Source organism: Chryseobacterium sp. HNCC26DJ240, from assembly GCF_057180485.1.
In genome coordinates this window covers 262,029-280,559 of sequence record NZ_JBXUGK010000006.1, presented here as the reverse complement: position 1 = coordinate 280,559, position 18,531 = coordinate 262,029, and the positions used below count along the sequence as shown (strand labels likewise).

14 protein-coding genes are annotated in these 18,531 nt (G+C 35.7%); 6 read left to right on the top strand and 8 right to left on the bottom strand.

Annotation, left to right across the window (positions count from 1 at the left end; translation table 11 throughout):
• Window positions 1-339 precede the first annotated feature (339 nt).
• The 5 genes from AC2A1G_RS13740 (at window position 340) to AC2A1G_RS13720 (ending at window position 5,743) form a co-directional block, all read left to right on the top strand.
• A complete protein-coding gene (locus AC2A1G_RS13740; protein WP_484047481.1) occupies window positions 340-1,029 on the top strand; it encodes a hydrolase in 690 nt (229 codons plus the stop codon).
• 69 nt (window positions 1,030-1,098) lie between these two features.
• The gene (locus AC2A1G_RS13735) at window positions 1,099-2,871 is read left to right on the top strand and encodes an amidohydrolase (protein WP_484047480.1); all 1,773 of its coding nucleotides are present in this window, start codon (window positions 1,099-1,101) and stop codon (window positions 2,869-2,871) included.
• A 145-nt stretch (window positions 2,872-3,016) separates the two neighbouring features.
• The gene (locus AC2A1G_RS13730) at window positions 3,017-3,442 is read left to right on the top strand and encodes a DoxX family protein (protein WP_484047479.1); all 426 of its coding nucleotides are present in this window, start codon (window positions 3,017-3,019) and stop codon (window positions 3,440-3,442) included.
• 1 nt (window position 3,443) lies between these two features.
• Window positions 3,444-4,814, top strand: a complete 1,371-nt coding sequence (locus tag AC2A1G_RS13725; protein WP_484047478.1) for an alginate export family protein — start codon at window positions 3,444-3,446, stop codon at window positions 4,812-4,814.
• 179 nt (window positions 4,815-4,993) lie between these two features.
• On the top strand, window positions 4,994-5,743 hold the full coding sequence (locus AC2A1G_RS13720; RefSeq protein ID WP_484047477.1) for a M17 family peptidase N-terminal domain-containing protein: 750 nt from the start codon (window positions 4,994-4,996) through the stop codon (window positions 5,741-5,743).
• A gap of 107 nt (window positions 5,744-5,850) precedes the next feature.
• Here AC2A1G_RS13720 and AC2A1G_RS13715 read toward each other — a convergent pair whose 3' ends face one another.
• From AC2A1G_RS13715 to AC2A1G_RS13695, 5 genes are all read right to left on the bottom strand, one after another.
• Entirely contained in the window at window positions 5,851-6,471 is a 621-nt protein-coding gene (locus tag AC2A1G_RS13715) for a DUF1295 domain-containing protein (protein WP_484047476.1), read from the bottom strand.
• A 65-nt stretch (window positions 6,472-6,536) separates the two neighbouring features.
• On the bottom strand, window positions 6,537-7,136 hold the full coding sequence (locus tag AC2A1G_RS13710) for a Crp/Fnr family transcriptional regulator (RefSeq protein WP_484047475.1): 600 nt from the start codon (window positions 7,134-7,136) through the stop codon (window positions 6,537-6,539).
• Between the two features lie 504 nt (window positions 7,137-7,640).
• Window positions 7,641-9,902 carry a glycosyltransferase gene (locus tag AC2A1G_RS13705; RefSeq protein WP_484047474.1) on the bottom strand — a complete coding sequence of 754 codons (2,262 nt, stop codon included), beginning with the start codon at window positions 9,900-9,902 and terminating at the stop codon, window positions 7,641-7,643.
• Between the two features lie 38 nt (window positions 9,903-9,940).
• Complete coding sequence (locus AC2A1G_RS13700; protein WP_484047473.1) at window positions 9,941-10,969, bottom strand: glycoside hydrolase family 130 protein; 1,029 nt, start codon at window positions 10,967-10,969, stop codon at window positions 9,941-9,943.
• Complete coding sequence (locus AC2A1G_RS13695) at window positions 10,970-11,101, bottom strand: hypothetical protein (RefSeq protein WP_262484108.1); 132 nt, start codon at window positions 11,099-11,101, stop codon at window positions 10,970-10,972.
• A 165-nt stretch (window positions 11,102-11,266) separates the two neighbouring features.
• Here AC2A1G_RS13695 and AC2A1G_RS13690 point away from each other — a divergent pair, with 165 nt between their 5' ends.
• Entirely contained in the window at window positions 11,267-11,827 is a 561-nt protein-coding gene (locus AC2A1G_RS13690; protein ID WP_484047472.1) for a helix-turn-helix domain-containing protein, read from the top strand.
• Between the two features lie 1,419 nt (window positions 11,828-13,246).
• On the opposite strand, the gene AC2A1G_RS13685 is transcribed toward AC2A1G_RS13690, so the two are convergent.
• From AC2A1G_RS13685 to AC2A1G_RS13675, 3 genes are read right to left on the bottom strand one after another with little or no spacing between them, the layout of a single operon-like run.
• Window positions 13,247-15,658, bottom strand: coding sequence for a glycoside hydrolase family 2 TIM barrel-domain containing protein (locus tag AC2A1G_RS13685; protein ID WP_484047471.1), 2,412 nt, complete (start codon window positions 15,656-15,658; stop codon window positions 13,247-13,249).
• 45 nt (window positions 15,659-15,703) lie between these two features.
• Window positions 15,704-17,422 carry a sodium:solute symporter family transporter gene (locus AC2A1G_RS13680; protein ID WP_484047470.1) on the bottom strand — a complete coding sequence of 573 codons (1,719 nt, stop codon included), beginning with the start codon at window positions 17,420-17,422 and terminating at the stop codon, window positions 15,704-15,706.
• Window positions 17,410-18,525 carry an aldose epimerase family protein gene (locus AC2A1G_RS13675; protein ID WP_484047469.1) on the bottom strand — a complete coding sequence of 372 codons (1,116 nt, stop codon included), beginning with the start codon at window positions 18,523-18,525 and terminating at the stop codon, window positions 17,410-17,412. Before AC2A1G_RS13675 ends, AC2A1G_RS13680 begins: the two co-directional genes overlap by 13 nt.
• Between the last annotated feature and the right edge of the window lie 6 nt (window positions 18,526-18,531).

The window sequence follows — 18,531 nt, the reverse complement described above, 5'->3', positions numbered from 1 at the left end:
GAGTGATATATTATAATGAATAAGACCTGGGTTTAATATCCGGGTCTTATTTTTTTATCCAAATTTTGCAGATAAAAATTTCTATTTTATTTATAAAATACTGATAATCATTATTTTAATGTTGTGTTATTCTCTTTGTAGATCATTATACTTAAGTATGTCTGAAATTCAATAAAAGTAAATTTAATTTTTTTTCAATAAAAACGATTTATTAAACTAGTTAAATGTGCAGGGTTTCCCGTCGCCCTAAATTTGTCATATCAAAATCAAACAAATATTAAACAGATTTTGATAATCGAACACACATTATAACAAAACAACATTTAAAAATCAAACATTATGAAAAAGTTAATCTTAACATTCGCAACAGTAGTATTATCAGTAACAGCATTCGCTCAAAAAGCAGGATCTACAATGCTAAACCCAACCAATCACGCTTTGGTATTAATTGACCACGAGGGACAGATGGCATTCGCAACAAAAAACATCAGTATGGAAGAACTGAGAAACAATGTTGCATTGATTGCAGGCGGTTCAAAAATCTTCAATGTTCCTACAGTTGTAACAACTGTTGCGGAAAAGTCATTCGCCGGTCCTGTTTTCCCGGAAATTTCAGCAGTTTATCCTGAAGCAACCAGTGGATATGTAGACAGAACCACAATGAACACTTGGGAAGATGTAAATGCTCACAAAGCGATTACAGGAAAAAACAAAAAGAAACTGGTTTTGGCTGGTCTGTGGACAAGCGTTTGTATCGTTGGTCCGGCTCTATCGGCCATCGATGAAGGTTATGAAGTGTATGTGATTACGGATGCTTCAGGTGATATTTCGAAAGAAGCTCACGACCAGGCGGTTACAAGAATGGTTCAGGCAGGTGCAAGACCGATCACATCAGTTCAGTATGTTCTTGAATTACAGAGAGATTGGTCAAGAAAAGAAACATATAAACCGGTCAATGATTTAATGAAAAAATATGGTGGTGCTTACGGATTGGGAATTCAGTACGCTCAGGATATGCTTAAACACTAATCAAATTTCAACAGAGGCAGGTTGAAAACCGACCTGCCATTTTTTCTTCAAACCATTAAAAAGTACATTATGAAACCACTCCATAAAATTCTATTCTCATTCGTCTTAGGTGCTGGATTATTAAATGCTCAGAAAGCAGATTTAATTGTAACCAATGGAAAAATCACCACAATGGATGATAAAAATCCGGAAGTTCAGGCGGTTGCCATTAAAGACAACAAAATTTTCCAGACTGGAACAAATGCGCAGATTTTAAAACTAAAAGGAAGCTCCACAAAAATCATTGATGCTAAAGGAAACCGTGTGATTCCTGGATTGTTTGACAGTCATTTGCATGTCATCCGTGGTGGAAGATTTTACAATACAGAACTTCGCTGGGACGGTGTGAAAACTTTGAAAAGGGCTTTAGAAATGTTGAAAGAACAGGCTCAGAGAACACCGAAAGGTCAATGGGTAAGAGTGATCGGTGGCTGGAATGAATATCAGTTTGAAGAAAAAAGACTGCCGACTTTAGCAGAAATCAACGAAGCGACAGGCGATGTGCCGGCCTTTGTGATGTATCTCTACGGAAAAGCTTGGTTGAATAAATCAGGTTTGAAAGAATTAAATATCAACGGTGAAACGCCAAATCCTTCTCAGGGTTTAATTGAAAAAGACAATAACGGCGACCCGACAGGTTTATTGGTTGCAGAACCGAATGCATTTATCCTATATTCAACTTTGGCAAAATTACCTGAGCTGACCGAAGCGGAAAAAGAAAATTCAACGCTTCAATATATGACTGAACTGAATCGTCTTGGCGTAACAGCGGTAATGGATGCTGGTGGTGGTTTTCAAAACTTCCCAGATGATTACGGAACAACCGATGCTTTAAATAAAAAAGGAAAAATTACCGTTCGTTTGCCTTACTATTTATTTGCTCAGAAAAAAGGTTCCGAGTTGGCAGACTACACCAAATGGACAGGAATGGTAGACATCGATGACCACGGGCACAACGACCACAACGGAATTGATTATCACGTAGAAGGTGGCGGAGAGAATCTGGTTTCAGACGGCGCAGATTTTGAAAATTTCCTTTTCCCAAGACCGGAATTGCCCGCAACAATGGAGAAAAGTATGAAAGAAGTCGTAAGCCTTTTGGTAAAAAAAAGATGGCCTTTCAGAATCCACGCAACGTATAATGAAAGCATCACAAGATTCTTAAACGTCATCGAAGAAGTAAATAAAGAAACGCCTTTAAACGGATTGGTCTGGTTTTTTGACCACGCAGAAACCGTAACCGAAGAAAATATGAGACGCATTAAAGCTTTAAATGGCGGAATTGCAGTGCAACACAGAATGGCGTATCAGGGTGAAAGTTTCATCCACCGTTATGGGAAAAAGGCTGCGTTGGCTTCTCCACCAGTCAAGAAAATGCTGGAAATGGGAATTCCTGTAGGACTGGGAACAGACGGAACCAGAGTCGCTAGTTATAATCCGTGGGTGGCTTTGTACTGGATTACTTCAGGAAAAACTTTGGGCGGAACTCAGGTGATGGCAAAAGAAAATGCTCTTGACAGAAAAACAGCTTTATCGCTTTCCACTTTTGGAGGATATGAATTGATAAAGGATTATGAGAAGGGAAAAATCAAAAAAGGATATTTCGCAGACCTTACGATTTTAGATAAAGATTATTTCTCTGTTGATGAAGAACAAATCAAAGACATCACTTCCAAATTAACCATCGTTGACGGAAAAGTAGTGTACGGGGATGAAACGTACAAAATAGTTTCTCCACCTGCACTTCCAGTACTTCCAGAATGGTCTCCTGTAAAATATTACGGCGGATATCAAACAAAATAACTAAGATTTAAACAAAATAATTTCGCATAAAAATTCCCCTCCTCTGGAGGGGTGGCGAAAATTCAAAGAATTTTTGACGGGGTGGTTCAAAACTGACAATCAAAAGTAACTCAATACACTCCTGAAAAACTCAAACCTAAAAACAATGAAAAAGCTCGTTCAAATCATCACCAATACCAACCTCGAAGGCAAATTAATTCAAGTTGCATTATTCGTTTTCAGAATTGCATTGTCCTTAGAATTAATCGTCGCTCACGGACTGAAAAAACTCGGAGTAGGCGTCGCGGAAGCGGAACAGGTTCCAAATCCTTTGCATTTACCTGATGCATTCAACAGCCTTTTTGCAGACGCGGCCAACTTGGTATTTCCGGTGTTTGTTATCTTCGGATTGTTCACCAGAGTGGCCGTTCTTCCGATTCTGGCGGTGACTTTGACAGGATATTTTATCCTTCACTGGAACGATGCTTTGCTGATAAAAGACACACCGTTTGTGTATAGCCTGTGTTACCTATTTCTGTTTTTTGTAGGTCCGGGAAAATATTCAATCGATAATTATTTAAGAAAAATTTAAAATGAAAAAGCTGATTAAAATATTATTGATTATTCAAATCATCCTTCCGACGGTAGTCTCCGCACAATTTAAACTGATGAGATTTGATGAAGATTATTCTACTTATAAAGATTCTGCAGACACATTTTCTAATTCCATCAAATACATTCCGCTTTCCGAAAAAAATAACAATAAATATTTATCATTAGGCGGAGAGGCGAGAGCAGAATTTGTAGAATTTAATAATGAAGATTGGGGAAGATTGGGAATTGGAAGCAATCCGTTTTTTATCCAGAGATATACAGTTCACGCCGATTTGCATTTAGGTTCAAGAGTTCGTGTTTTCGGACAGTTGAGAAGTGCTTGGGAAAACGGAAGAAAAAACGGACCAAGACCGATTGATGAAGACCATTTGAATGTTCAGAACCTTTTCATAGACGTTGATGCCATTAAAAATGAAAAAGAAAAACTAACCGTTCGTGCCGGAAGACAGGAGTTAGATTACGGAAGCGGAAGATTGATTTCGGTGCGTGAAGGTCCGAACCTGAGACTCTATTTTGACGGACTGAAACTGATGTACAAAAGAGGGAATTTCAAATCGGATGCGTTTATGATGATGGCGAGTGAAATCGGCACCGGAGTTTTTGACAACAAACCTTCAAAATCAGTCAATCTTTGGGGAAGTTACAACACTTTAGCTCTTCCGAAAAGTGGAAATCTGGAATTCTATTATTTAGGAATTCACCGCAAGGAAACCCGTTTTGAAGATGGAACAGGCGATGAAACCAGACATACTTTGGGCGGAAGATTTTACAGATACGGTGGCGGTTTTATTTACAACTTTGAAGGCGCTTATCAGTTCGGAAACTTCAATAATAGTACAATAAGTGCTTGGACAGCTTCTGCAGACATCGGATATCTATTCGAAAACGTAAAAGGAAAACCGACCATCAATCTTAGAAACGATTACATTTCCGGAGACCGAAACAGAGGAGACGGCAAATTGGGAACTTTCAATCCATTATATCCGAAAGGTGGTTATTTCGGATTCAATCCACAAATCGGCCCTGTTAATTTGATTGACATTCACCCGTATGCAACCGTAGATTTGAATAGTAAAATGACGGTTCAGGCCGATGTGGTTTTTAACTGGAGATATTCTACGCAGGACGGTGTTTACAGACCGAGTGGTTCTTTAAATCTTACGTCAATGAATTCTAAAAAAAGATATATCGGAACAGCATTTTTAGGAAGCTTTAATTATAAAATCAGCAAATCTTTTACTTTCAATACCGGAATTCAATATTTCAAAACCGGAGAATTCGTAGATGATATTATTGAAAACGATAAAGACGGACTTTTTATTAATTCAAGAATTGTATTCAAATTTTAATGAATTAATTTGAAAATTTGAGAATGCGGTAATTTGAAAATTAATTTCAATAGTTATCTCACATCAATGTCAGAGTCTATTTCTGAAACTACCTTTGAATAACATTAAAACAAAAATAAATTAACAAAATTATCATCAGCTCACAGCAAACTGCTCAAGCTAAAATACAAAAAAATATTATGAAAAATATCTTAAAAAATACAGTAAGTAAATCATTATTAATCGCAGGACTAGCATTTTCTACCCTGATATTTGCACAAACTGCTACAACTACAACCAACGCAACTGCAAAAACCACAGCCATCGGAACATCCAAAAACTGGGGTTCAGTGGACGGAATTTCAATGATTGGATTGGTTCAGGGACCATCTTCTGCCGACGCTCAACTGCAGGTGGCCTGTGTTTTCGAATATACAGATAACGACATCCATAGCGCTCAGGCATTGCCTGCCAACTTAAACGGATTGGTGCATTTGGATGAAGCTTTAAAAGGTGAATTCACCAAAATCAGACAGTTGGGTCAGTTCAAAGGACATTCTTTGGAAACCTTGTTGATTACGCCTCCGGCAGGTTCTATGTCAGCGAAAAAATTGTTATTGATTGGTTTGGGCGACCGCAATAATTTCACTCCGGAACTGATGACTTCCGTAGCAGAAGTGGCTACCAGAGAAGCTTTGAGATTAGGCGTAACCAACTTTGCCTTTGCCAGCGACTTAAAAGATGCCGGAATTGATTCTCCAACCGCTCTGGTTGCAGGAAATGTGGTGAAAGGTGTTGTGAATGCAAACCGTTCTGAAACGTATTTGAAAGAACACAACCTTTCCAAAACAAAAAAACTGGAAAAAGTATATCTTTTGGCTGGTCCATCTTTCTTTGAAGTTGCAGGCGGGGGAATTCAAGCTGCGATTGCGGAAGTGAATAAGAAATAATTTTATAATAGAAAGTGAAGGTGAGAGAACCGGTATTTGTTTAAATGCCGGTTGTTTTTATTTATAAATTGATTAGACTTTTGTTACTAAAATTTATACCCAAAATTTTACCACAACTTTGGAAAAAGTTTGTTGGTTTTTTCCTTATAAGCTGCAAAACCTGCGTGTCTAGACATTGATTGGTCTTTTTTGCCCATATTGATAAAGAAATATCCAACCCAGAAAGCCAGTACAATGAGTGGAATCCAATGCCAGGCAACAAGTGCAAATGAGCCGTAAATCAATATTTCGCCTAAATAATTAGGATTTCTGGTGCGAGCAAAAAGTCCGTCTTCAATTAATCCCTTCTGGATTCTTAAAGTATAAAACTTTTGGGCATCACCTACATAATGAAGAAAAATTCCCACCGTGTAAATAGCTGGAGCCAGCCCAAAAACCCAAACCGGTATATTAGTGTGTTCTGAAATAAGCAGGTAAGGTGCGATGTAATAGCCTGCAAGTGGCAAAAATGGAGTCAGAAGCCCTGTAGTGACGGGTAATTTCTGTTCAAATCTCTTGTCGGGAAATAGTTTTTGTTTGAATAGCCAGAGAATGGTGTAAGTGCCGTGCAATCCAAGATATAGAAAAGTAGGCGCACTCCAGTTGTTATAAGTCCACATCAGTAATAAGACGATAGGACTGACTAAAATTTTATGCAGGTTAATCACTGCATTGACAGTTGTTTTCATTTATTTTTTGTTTCTACAAAGGTCATCCTTATAGAAACCTGTTCACTGACACATATGTTACAAAATTACAGTCCGGCTATTTTTTTTCGAATCCGGCTTAATGAAGGTCGTTCAATTCCGAGATAAGAAGAAAGGTGAGTCAAAGGAATTCGGTTAAAGAGTTCAGGGTTTTGTCTGATAAATTGAATATAACGCTGTTCTGCCTGGTCAAACTGGAAACTCTCTATTCTGCTTTGAAGCATTATCAATATTTCCTCTGCCATCAATCTGCCATAACGCTCGAAGCCGCTAAACTTTTTATAACCGTTTTGCATATGCTCATAAGGAAGCGTGATAATGGTGCTAGGTTCCAGACATTGAAAATAATATCTGCTGGGCATTTGATTGAGCAATGAGGGATAATCTGTTATATACTCATTTTCTTTTGCAAATAAAATCGTGATTTCGTTCCCTTTATCATTGATGTAATATGCTCTGACAAGTCCACTCGTTAAAAATCCAAGCTGATGATTTTTTTTTCCGGCTTCCATATACATTTCTTTAGACTTAAAATGCTGAACGCTCAGTCCGCTTTCCAGATATTCCCATTCTTCTTCAGAACATTCGGGATGAATGCTAAGGATTGCTTTTTTATAGATACTAAATTCCTCTGGCAGTTGAATCATTTTTTTTGATATTGAATGAGTGATTTTGTGCAGTTGATTTGCTTAAAAAGTTAAAATTAAAAAACTTATTGATGAATAGCCAACTAAAGAACATTCCATTTTTGAATTTAAGATTAATTTAATAATTAAGAAACTTAAAAAAGTATATCTTTTAGCTGTTCCGTCTTTCTTTGAAGTTGCGGGTGGTGGAATTCAAACTGCGATTGAAGAAATTAAGAAATAAATTTTTTAAGAATAAACATGGCGCCAATCATCTTCAATTGGCGTCATTTGGCTGTTTGTGGCCTTAATCTTCAAACAATTTTGTTGATGATTTGATTTGGTTAAGACAAATTAAACAAGAATTGATTATTGCGAATTTAGCATTTGATTTTTTATAGTTGCAAAGTTTTTTGTTATGTAATCTTAAGTATTTGAAACAATCGATGTTGACATATTTTGACTCTATTTTACTTCAATTGTCTCTTAATACTATAAAAATTAAGTATTTAATGTCCTTAATTTTTAAAGACTAAGCCTTGCCATTAGATAACTAACTGTAGATTCTGCACCCTGATTGAGATTTACATTTCTCTCCTCAAGTCCGTCATAGCAACCTCCTGTTGCAGGGTTATAAACAATTTGATTCAAGTGATTTTTTCCTAAAAACCAATTGAATGAATTATTCATCATCATTAAATATTTTTCGTCATCAAAAACTTTGTAAAATGCTGATAATGCCAAAATAGTGTAAGCAACATCAATAGGCTGTTCTCCGCCAATTGGAGTGTCGTTTTCAGTGTTTTCTTTTTGCAACCAGCCTTTGTTTGATATTACTTTTATAGTATCATCAATCATAATTTTAGATAGTAAAAACTCGAAAGATTCTTCCGCAATTTGTTTGTAAAGTTCATCTTTGGTTGAGAGCCAAGCACAGAGTAGAGCCTCCGACAACACGCTGTTTCCGTAGGTCAGATAACTTTCAAACCAATGCCACTCGTCTTTTGCTTCGTGTTGATACATTTTTACCAGACGATTCGCTAATTGTTTTAACAATGGAAGGTTTTTTTCTGAATTTTGATAATACAATCCTTTAATAATAAAAGCCATTGCTCTTGTAGAATGGATTTTTTCTGCCCAAATAAGATTTTTTTGAATAATCTTCTCTGCAATATCAGACAATTCCTGAGGCAGAATTTCTTTTAATGAGATTAAATAACCTAAAGCCCAAATTGCTCTGCCGTTGGAATCATCCAGATTGGTTTCGTAATTCTGCTGTGTAAACTGTTGGTGTTCGTCAACATAATTTAGGAAACTTCCGTCTTTCTGCTGGCAAAATTTAATAAAGTTTAAATAAATTGAAATTAATTGTAGATCAGCTTTGTCTTTACTGATTTGAAAATGCCTGCAAATAGCAATCATCGCCCGTGCGTTATCATCCAATGTGTAACCTGAATCGATATCCGGCTTACTGATTTTTGAAAACTGGATCATCCCGAAATCTGTCGTCATATTTTGAATATGCCCAAGATTGATTACCGGTAGGTTATAATTGAGTTCTGTTTTATTATTTATCAATTTCTGAAATAATAAAGCGTGTAAAATAGATGAATTTTCCCAAGCTGTCGGAGCCATTTTCTCCAGTGATTTCAAACGTAGCTCCTCCCGTTTGCTTTCATTTTCTAATAATGTGTTTACAGCAACAGACAACTGCTCTGGAGCTTCAAAATCAACAATAATTCCCGTATCTTCCTTTAAAACTTCCAGAGCGTGTGGAATTGGAGTAGAGACAATGGCGCATCCGCTACTGATTGCATAGGAAAAAGTGCCGCTCACTGCCTGGTTTCTGTCTTTTGACGTAAAAAGATAAACATCGGTAAGCTGAAGATATTCTAGTAATTCTGGTAGTGGCAGATAATCATTAATAAAGCGGATATGGTTTTCCAAATGGAGCTTACAAGTAAGGTCTTCCAAAAGTTCACGATATTTCTCTCCCTCGCGTCTTACTATTGCAGGATGTGTTTTGCCAAGAATTAAAAAAATAACATCAGGATTTTTAGCAATGATTTCCGGTAAGGCTTTCAGTGTAGTTTCAATATTTTTCCCCGAACCTAATAATCCGAAAGTTGAAAGAACTTTTTTGTTTTGAAGATTATACTTTTCTTTCAAAGCAGTTTTGTCTGTGAAAGGCAGAAGATGCGTTCCATGAGGTATTATAGTAATTTTATCGAAAGGAATTTCATAATCATTCGAAAGAATTTCCGCAGAAATACCAGTCATTACAATAAGAGATTTTGCAAAACCGGCGATTTCTTTCACCTTTTCCTTTAGCTCTTTATCCGGTTTTGGTAAAACAGTGTGAAAAGTGATGATAACATCTTTTTTTAAGTTTTTGAGAAAAAGAAATAAACCATTTCGGGTTTCATTAAAAAAGCCGAATTCGTGCTGGAGCATCACTAACTTAATCGTATCGTTTTTATTGATCTTTGCGGCCAATTCCAAATAAGAAACGGCATCTGAGATATTTAATTTATACTCGGTGTATCTTTTATACTCATAGTTTTCCTCTTCTGTTTCTATCGGACAAATAATTGCATTGAAAGATTTTCCGAATTTCAAATGAAGAGATTTTATTAGATCCTGCGTATAAGTGGCAATTCCGCATACTTTTGGAGGAAAAGTGCTTACAAAGACAATGTTGGTTTTATTATAGGTTTTGTGTTTTTTATCATTATAAGATTGTCTAATTGCTTTATCCTCCGCGTCTGATTTAATATTTTTATTCATTTTTAATTTCTTTTTAACCATATTTTGGCTAATCATCTTTATACAGCGTACATCATTAACTCTTTCAATAATTTTGAAATATTAAGTGATGCTACGGCTATCCTTTCATCCGCTGCTCCATAATAGATATACAGTCTGTCATTTTCCACAATGGTACCTGTCGGGAAACACACATTGTTAACTTCACCCTTCAGTTCCCATTCTTCTTCTGGTTTGAAAAGCGGATAGGGAAGTCGGGAAATTTCTTTTTCCGGATTTTCAAGATCCAATAAAGCTGCACAGGCGTTGTAAACGTAACCGTTAACGGTATCATAAACACCGTGATAGATCATCAGCCAGCCATATTCTGTTTCTATTGGCGGACAACCACCGCCGATATAACTTGATTCGTGATCGTACTTCGGTGATAAAAGAATATGGTCTTTAAAATGTGAAAAGTAATTCTGCCAGAAATCAGAATTCAGATCTTCGATGTTTTTTACGCTGACAATCTGAATTTCAGGTTTTATTCTGTGAAGGAAATAAAATTTATCGTTTATTTTTCGTGGGAAGAAAATCAGATCTTTATCCCATAAAAAAATAGGGTCACTGTCAGTATGATTACTTTGAAATTCGTTGTATCTTCTATATTTATCAGGTATTAAACCCTCTGATTCTGATAGAAGCTTAAACTCTTCATAAGAAATTTTCGGGACAATAATTCCTTCATTTTTCCAGGATTTGAGGTCTTTTGAAGTCGTTAATGTTCCTAAAGCATTGATGCCGTCATAACTGGTATAGGTGATATAAAATAAATCATCAATTTTTACAATCCGGGGATCTTCCACACCTTGTTTTTCATACTCAGATTCAGGAATAATGATTGGCGTATCTGACCGTTTTTCTACCGTAAGCGGATCTGACAATACACAATGCCCGACAGTTGAAAAATTACCTTTGGCCACGGCGCGGTAAAATAAATGTATTTTGCCATTTTCTTTAATGATTGCAGGATTCAGAACTCCTTCGTTTTCAAAACTTAAATTGGTTTTTCTGAGTATAATTCTTTCTTTTTTTATTTCTACCATTTACGTTGTTGCGTTGCGACTTTCATTTTCTTTGTCTTTCCTTTTGTTTTGCTTGTCTTCGCGCTTCTCTTTTAGTGATTTAGATGCAGGTGTTTTATCTGTTTTTTTCTTCGTATCCTTTTCTTTAGACATTTTAAATATTTTTATTGTATGTAAAGGTCATCTATTAAAAAAAGAAAGGTTTGTAATAGTCTTTCGATTTGTTACATAAATCATAGTTATTAAAATTTAAAGGACTAACTTTGAAAGAGTGGCTGTTGATGTATTGATTGGCGGACTTAAATACAGTAAAGGATTATGAAGTTGTATGTAAAATATATGGTAAGCCTGCGCTGTAAAATGGTGGTTCATCAGGAACTAGAAAAACTGAATATCAGGAATGCCGTAGTAGATCTTGGTCTTGTAGAAATATTGGATGATATTACTAATGAAAAGCGAGAGTTGCTAAAAGAAAACCTCCTCAAAACCGGACTTGAATTGTTAGATGACAAAAAAAGCATTCTGATTGAAAAAATAAAAAATGCAGTCACAGAAATGATCCATTATTCCGAATCTCTTCCAAAAGAAAATTTCTCGGATTATCTCAGTGAAAAGCTTGGGTATGATTATACCTATCTTGCCAATACCTTCTCTGAAGTAAAAGGAATGACTTTACAACAATTTATAATCATTAATAAAGTAGAAAAGGTAAAAGAGCTTCTTTTGTATGATGAACTCAATCTTACTGAAATCTCTTATAAACTCAATTACAGCAGTGTTGCGCATCTTTCCAATCAGTTTAAAAAGATAACTGGACTTTCTCCATCTTTCTACAAACTGCTGAAGCAAAAACGCCTGAAAAATTTAGAGGACCTATAAAAAAGTGTGATAAATGTAAATCTATTGCAGAAATGTGTAGCATTTTTATCTGATTAAAGCAGCATCTTTGGATAGAAATAAATTATAGCTAAAAAACCGTGAAAAAAGTTATTTTAATCCTTAATAACGATTAGTTTTCATAAAGGATCTTATCAAAATCTAAGAAATAGTACATATGTTTTAAAGGCTTTGGTAGAAAAAGGGGCAGGAGCTTTTAAGTTTCTGCTCTTTTTTTATTTTAAAATAATTGAATGTGTCCTCCAATATGATAAATGTGAAATCAATTGATACTTTACAAGACCTTACCAAAAAGATTTTTGAGGTAACAGTTAAAATCCAGACTTTATATCCGTAATTATATTTTCTTTTAAATCAAACTCCTTTTTTGATGACGTAAAATGAGAAATATATCACTACTAAAGACCTAAAGCAATATCTTTCATCTGTAAGAATTCAGCTTATTATTTTTCAAAAAAAATTGAAAAAAAATGAAAACAATTACATTATATAAATTTAAAGACTCACGCAGAAATTTCCTCTTCTGAGAGAAAAAAGTCTGCTTAATTCTCTTAATGATCTGATGGCAATAGAGCTTCTTTATACAGAAATAATAACAGAATATATAATGGATGTTTCTGACGATTTTAATTTTAGAATACCGCAGCAATAAAGAATCGTTGGAATTATGTAAGACTTCTAAAAATTTTATTAATCATCATTTTGTAACTACGTTGAACGATTATGATGTTATCTGATTTTATCCAAGTTTTCAATTTTCTCCTTTATCTTTTTATGACATTTATTCCTTAAGATCTATGTATGAATTTCTTTTGGCAACTATATACTTTAATGTACCAATAGATTCTTAGTAATTTGTGAGGTGTCGTTTACAAATTTATTTTAATGTTTTGCATCTAGATTTACCCAAACAATAAAATAGATTAATCTGGCTTATTCTGGAATCAAAAATAAAAAAATGGCTCAATTTGGATTAAATTGGAGCCATTTACTTGTTTGTGACCAAGACGAGCGTATCTTCAAACACTTTTATAGATGATTTGGTTCGGTTGAGCCAAAATAAACAAGAATTGGCAATTCCTAATTTTGCATTTAATTTTTTATAGTTGTGGATTTTTTACAAGATCATTTTAAATAATTGAAACAATCGAAGTTTAAATAGTTTGACTTTATTTGACTTCGATTGATTTTTACATTTTCATAAAGATTTTACGGAGAATAGTTAAATTGTATATAGTAAATAGAATTTATGTAAAGATGAAACTTATTACAGTTAAGTATGTTGTTTAAATTAATATTTAACAAAGTTATTAACGAACTGATTGCAACGAATATTACAGATTAAAATTTCTTTGATCATAATAACTTTGAAATAATATTATCAAAAGAATTATTCAAAACTTACTTAGTTTTAAAAGTTTGTGTTGTCTGCTTTAAACCTGCTCCCGATACTTTCAATTTAACAGTTCCACCTTTTTGTTCCGCACGCAAAATTGCCATTGCAAAACCTTTATACAAAGCTTTTTTATTACCACTAAATAATTCATCACTTGAATGGTCACCATTATCCAAAGCAATTAATTGTGCTGCGCCACTTACTTCAAAAGTCAATTCGCCTGCAGCAGTAGGAACCTTGTTTCCTTTGCTGTCAATTGCGTAGACTTTCACGTATTGCAAATCCATACCATCGGCTTTCCAGTTTGTGTTTTCTGTTTCAATTTTTAATGCGACAGCTTTTCCTGTGGTTTTTAATTCGTGACGGGCAACTTCCTTGCCAGCAGTTTTAGCAACAGCGGTAATTGTACCAGAAGAGTAGGGAATATCTTTCCAGTAAATAGTATTTCGTTTTTTAACCTCATCACTGTTTTTTTGTACGCCCAAGGATTTCCCGTTGATGAATAATTCTACTTCTTCAGCATTCGTGTAGGTGTAAAGATTGTATTTTTCGCCATCAACCCGATTCCAGTGAGCTGAAATAACCTTTTGACCTACAATTTGGTCGTTCCACATTTTAGATTCACCTTCGCTATCGACAATACCGATGTGAACAACCGGCTCTTCTGTGAAAATACTTTTCGTTAACCACGCCTGCGGAAAAGGCTCCATCGAATGATTGAAAAATGAATAGTTCCATCCTTTTCTCGGCCAGCCTTGAGATTCTCCCCAATATTCTATTCCGCCCCAGTAGGCCAGTCCAACCATTTTATCTCTATCCATCCCAAAATAAGGTGCAGCCAGTTCATTCGTCACAGCCTCACTTTGGTAAATAATCATATTGGGTGCGTGTTTCAAATAAGTCTGGTAATCATCCCAAACATAATTAAAACTTGCAACTTCAGTTACAGTGGCCAATTCAGGCGGAATGATGTTGGCTTCAATTTTAAAATCAGGGTTTGCTTTTATGATACCACCAGCACGCGCAGGGTACATTGCAACGGTTGTTTTACGGGTTGGATCGTAACGCTTTGCCACCACATCCATCAGGCGATATGTGGTAACACCCCAGTCACTTGTCGGGAAATTCCAGCGTTCTTCCTGAAACTGCAATTCATTTCCAAAACTCCACATAATCACAGAAGGATGATTTCTGTCCCGCTTGATCCATTCTTTCATATTGCCATACCAGATGTCATTCCAAGGTTTATTGCCTGCCCAAGCACGGATGCTGCCCCATTTATCATACAATTCATCTACCACCAAAATTCCTTTTTCATCAGCGATGTCAAAGAACGATTCTGAGTAAGGATTGTGTGAAGTACGGATATGATTAAAGCCAAAAGCCTTCAGCTGATCCATCATTCGGGCAATGGATGTTTCATAAGCTGCTGCTCCTACTGCACCCAGATCGTGGTGATTGGCTACGCCTTTTAAAAATACTTTTTTCCCATTTAATTTTAATCCAAAATCCTTAGAGAATTCGATGGTACGGATTCCAAATTTCTTGGTAAGCTTGTCTACAACTTTTCCATTCAAAACCAATTCAACTTCTGCTGAATATAGATTTGGTGTTTCACAACTCCACAATTGAGGGTTAACAACAGATACTTGTGGCAATGCAACTTCCACTTCAAAAAGATTGGATTTTTTAGGAGCAGGCGTTTTCGTTTCAGCTACCAGTTTTCCTTGCGGTGAAAATATTTTTGTATTGATTTCAAGTTCGTATTGTTTGTTTTGTATTCCAGCTATTTCGACCTGTACTTTTACATCAGCACTTTGATTGGAAATGTTTGGGGTAGTAATAAAAATTCCGTGGCGAGCGATGGAAACACTATCTTTTACCACCAAATGTACATCGCGGAAAAGCCCTCCGCCTGTATACCAACGGGAGTTTTCGTTTTCGCCTGTAGATGCACGAACAGCTACAACATTCTCGGCGTCGTATTTAATAACGTCTGCTATATCGGCTTCAAAACCGAGATATCCGTAATCTGTACCGCCAATTTTTTTACCATTAAGCCAGACATCGCCGTGCAGCATAATTCCTTCAAAATCAAGTAAAACCCTTTTGCCTTTCCACGATTCATCGGCTTTAAATGTTTTTCGATACCAACCGATTCCCATTGCTTTATAGCCACGGTTTTTGTTGGCTGTTTTATCCCAAGGCTGCTCAATCTGGAAATCGTGAGGCAAATCTAAAGGTCGCCAATCGGAATCATTGAAACTGATATTTTTTGCATCGGGCATATCACCTGATTTAAATTTCCAGCCGAAATTAAACAGTTGTGAGATCCGCACATTATTATTGTTATTCTGTCCGAATAAAGAAGTTGTATAAAAGATACAAGCAAATAAGAACGCTGTAATATTTTTCATATTATTTTTTTTTCTCTAAATCTATTTAAATAAAATAATTAAACGTTACCAAAACCTAACGTAAATTGCAGTTAGTAAAAGCAATGTGATAACGATTAAAATCATTGTTCTTGGATCAACTTCGAACATCGTTCTATCAATTTCAAATGCTTTCGGATTAATTTTTGGACCTGCCAAACTAATAAGTATCATTATCAAAACAGTGATAAAAAATGACCACGCCATATTGATCAAAAACGGAATTTCAGTAATGGTATGAACCACTCCGTTCTCTAATTTTTCGTATGTAAAAGCTGTATACAACCAGGTTTCTTTTCCGAAAATATCAACCGCAAAATTGTTGAAAAATACAGAAAGTACAAATCCTAAAATAACGCCGACCAATGCTGCTGTTCCGGTAGTTCTTTTCCAAAACATCCCAAGCAAAAACATCGCAAAAACACCAGGACTAATAAATCCCGTGTATTTTTGAATAAAGGTAAATCCGCCCTCACCACCAATTCCGAGCACATCTGTCCAGGTAAATGCGAGTGCTATCAGCATTGCAGAAATAATGACCCAACGTCCCATCCTTACCATCTGAATTTCCGTTGCATCCGACTTGATGTATTTTTTATAAATATCCAATGTGAAAATTGTGGAAATACTGTTAACCTTTCCGGCAAGTGAGGCAACAATCGCAGCTGTGAGTGCTGCTACAGCAAGTCCCTTAAGCCCGGTTGGTAAAAACTGTAAAATAGCAGAATAAGCTCCATCTTTTACACCATTAAATCCTTGTAAATGTCCTTTTGAATACAAAACATAAGCGGCAATTCCCGGAAGCATTACGATTATCGGCATAAACAATTTTAAAAATCCAGCAAACAGAATTCCTGTCCTTGCGGTTTTCAAATCCGCTCCCAAAGCTCGTTGTGTAATATATTGATTGCAACCCCAATAATTAAGTTGTACAATCCACTGTCCGGCAAAGTACATCGCCAAACCAGGTAAAACGACATATTTCTGAACTTGGAGATTTTCCGGTATTGCCAATGTTGTGGTATTAACAGATGGCTTATCCAAAATGAGTTTAAAATGCTGCGGTGCTTCTGTCAACAATGTTTGAAAACCTGCAAATGCATTTCCTACAGCAGCACCATTGATTCTCTGATCCACAATTTGAAGAGCCATGTAAACCGTTGCAAATCCGCCAATAATGAGAACTGCTACTTGTATAACGTCGGTAAATCCAATAACCTTCATCCCGCCGAGTCCGATTAGAAGAGCCATAATCAACAAAGTAATCATAATTGCATGGAAATTATTACCACCCAATAAGGTGTCAATTGCTAAAGCTCCTAAATACAAAATAGAACTTAGGTTCACGATTATATACAAAAACAACCAAAAAACCGCCATAACCAAAGAAACCGATTTGTTGTACCGAATTTCTAAAAATTGGGGCATTGTATAGATTTTATTTTTCAGGTAAATGGGAATAAACCAAATTGCTACAATGATCAATGCAATCGCAGCAATCCATTCATAAGCAGCAACTGCAATACCTACAAAAAAGCCTTCTCCGCTCATTCCGATAAACTGCTCCGCAGAGATATTGGAAGCTATCAGACTGGCACCAATTGCCCACCAGGTTAATGATCCTTCAGCTAAAAAATAATCTTTGCTGCCTGATGATTTTGATTTTTTCCTATAGTAGATCCAAAGTCCATATCCTGTAACCAGTACAAAATAGGCTAAGAATACAATAATATCTAGAGTTTCCATAAATAGTTGTTTGCTGAAAATTTGTAAATGGTTTTTGTAGTATATTTTTCTCCTGGTTTTAAAATAGTGGACGGGAAATCATCTTGGTTTGGAGAATTCGGGAAATGTTGCGTTTCCAGACAAAATCCTGTTCTTTTCTCATTTTTCCCACCAGATTTGTTGAGAAATTTCCCATCTAAAAAGTTTCCTGAGTAAAATTGCAAACCAGGCTGAGTTGTCCACACTTCCATTACTCTTCCGCTGTTTTCGTGGTAAACTTTGGCTGCTTTTCGCAAATCTGATCCTTCGATAATCCAGGAGTGGTCATAACCGTTACCAATAGTTAACTGTTCATCTTCATTGCAAATATCTTGTCCAATCAGTTTTGATGTATTAAAATCAAAAGACGTTTTATATACTGGTCTTCGCTCTCCGGTTGGGACTAAGTTTGAATTTATCGGAAGAAATTTTTCTGCGTTGATCTGTAATTCGTGATCTGTAATTAACTGTGAAAAATTTCCGCTCAGATTAAAATATGAATGCTGTGTCAGATTAATTACTGTGGTTTTGTCTGTCTGAGCTTCGTAAGAAATTTCCAAACTGTTGTCCTCTTTCAAGGTATAGAAAACATTGGTGGTAAGATTTCCAGGAAAATTCTGTTCGCCATCTTTACTGATATAGGAGAGCTTTAGGGTTGGAAAATCGGTATTTTCCAAAATTTCCGCAGTCCAAAATTGATGACTGAAACCTTCACTTCCTCCGTGTAATGTATTGGTTTTGTCATTTTTATTAAGAATATAATCTTTTCCGTCGATGGTAAATTTCCCTCCAGAAATCCGATTCACATATCTTCCGACGATTGCGCCATAATAGTATTCATTTTCAAGATAGTCTTTGGGATTTACAAAGCCCAACACAACATCTTCCCAGTTTCCATTTTTATCTGGAGCCGTCAGGGAAGTGATTATTCCGCCAAGATTAATTATCTGAACGCGCATCCCTTGTTTATTCTTTAAAGTATAACAGTTTATCGTTTGACCATTTTTTGCAATGCCAAAAGCAGAAACTTCTATTTTTTTTAAAATTGAATCTATGATATTGATTTCTTTTTCTTTATTTTCCATCGTTAA

Bases quoted from the DNA above. Each gene is read 5' to 3' on its own strand.
- AC2A1G_RS13685 (WP_484047471.1), bottom strand. From the start codon at position 15,658: ATGAAAAATATTACAGCGTTCTTATTTGCTTGTATCTTTTATACAACT.
- AC2A1G_RS13680 (WP_484047470.1), bottom strand. From the start codon at position 17,422: ATGGAAACTCTAGATATTATTGTATTCTTAGCCTATTTTGTACTGGTT.
- AC2A1G_RS13675 (WP_484047469.1), bottom strand. From the start codon at position 18,525: ATGGAAAATAAAGAAAAAGAAATCAATATCATAGATTCAATTTTAAAA.
- AC2A1G_RS13715 (WP_484047476.1), bottom strand. From the start codon at position 6,471: ATGAAAACAACTGTCAATGCAGTGATTAACCTGCATAAAATTTTAGTC.
- AC2A1G_RS13720 (WP_484047477.1), top strand. From the start codon at position 4,994: ATGAAAAATATCTTAAAAAATACAGTAAGTAAATCATTATTAATCGCA.
- AC2A1G_RS13710 (WP_484047475.1), bottom strand. From the start codon at position 7,136: ATGATTCAACTGCCAGAGGAATTTAGTATCTATAAAAAAGCAATCCTT.
- AC2A1G_RS13735 (WP_484047480.1), top strand. From the start codon at position 1,099: ATGAAACCACTCCATAAAATTCTATTCTCATTCGTCTTAGGTGCTGGA.
- AC2A1G_RS13730 (WP_484047479.1), top strand. From the start codon at position 3,017: ATGAAAAAGCTCGTTCAAATCATCACCAATACCAACCTCGAAGGCAAA.
- AC2A1G_RS13740 (WP_484047481.1), top strand. From the start codon at position 340: ATGAAAAAGTTAATCTTAACATTCGCAACAGTAGTATTATCAGTAACA.
- AC2A1G_RS13700 (WP_484047473.1), bottom strand. From the start codon at position 10,969: ATGGTAGAAATAAAAAAAGAAAGAATTATACTCAGAAAAACCAATTTA.
- AC2A1G_RS13690 (WP_484047472.1), top strand. From the start codon at position 11,267: ATGAAGTTGTATGTAAAATATATGGTAAGCCTGCGCTGTAAAATGGTG.
- AC2A1G_RS13725 (WP_484047478.1), top strand. From the start codon at position 3,444: ATGAAAAAGCTGATTAAAATATTATTGATTATTCAAATCATCCTTCCG.
- AC2A1G_RS13705 (WP_484047474.1), bottom strand. From the start codon at position 9,902: ATGAATAAAAATATTAAATCAGACGCGGAGGATAAAGCAATTAGACAA.
- AC2A1G_RS13695 (WP_262484108.1), bottom strand. From the start codon at position 11,101: ATGTCTAAAGAAAAGGATACGAAGAAAAAAACAGATAAAACACCTGCA.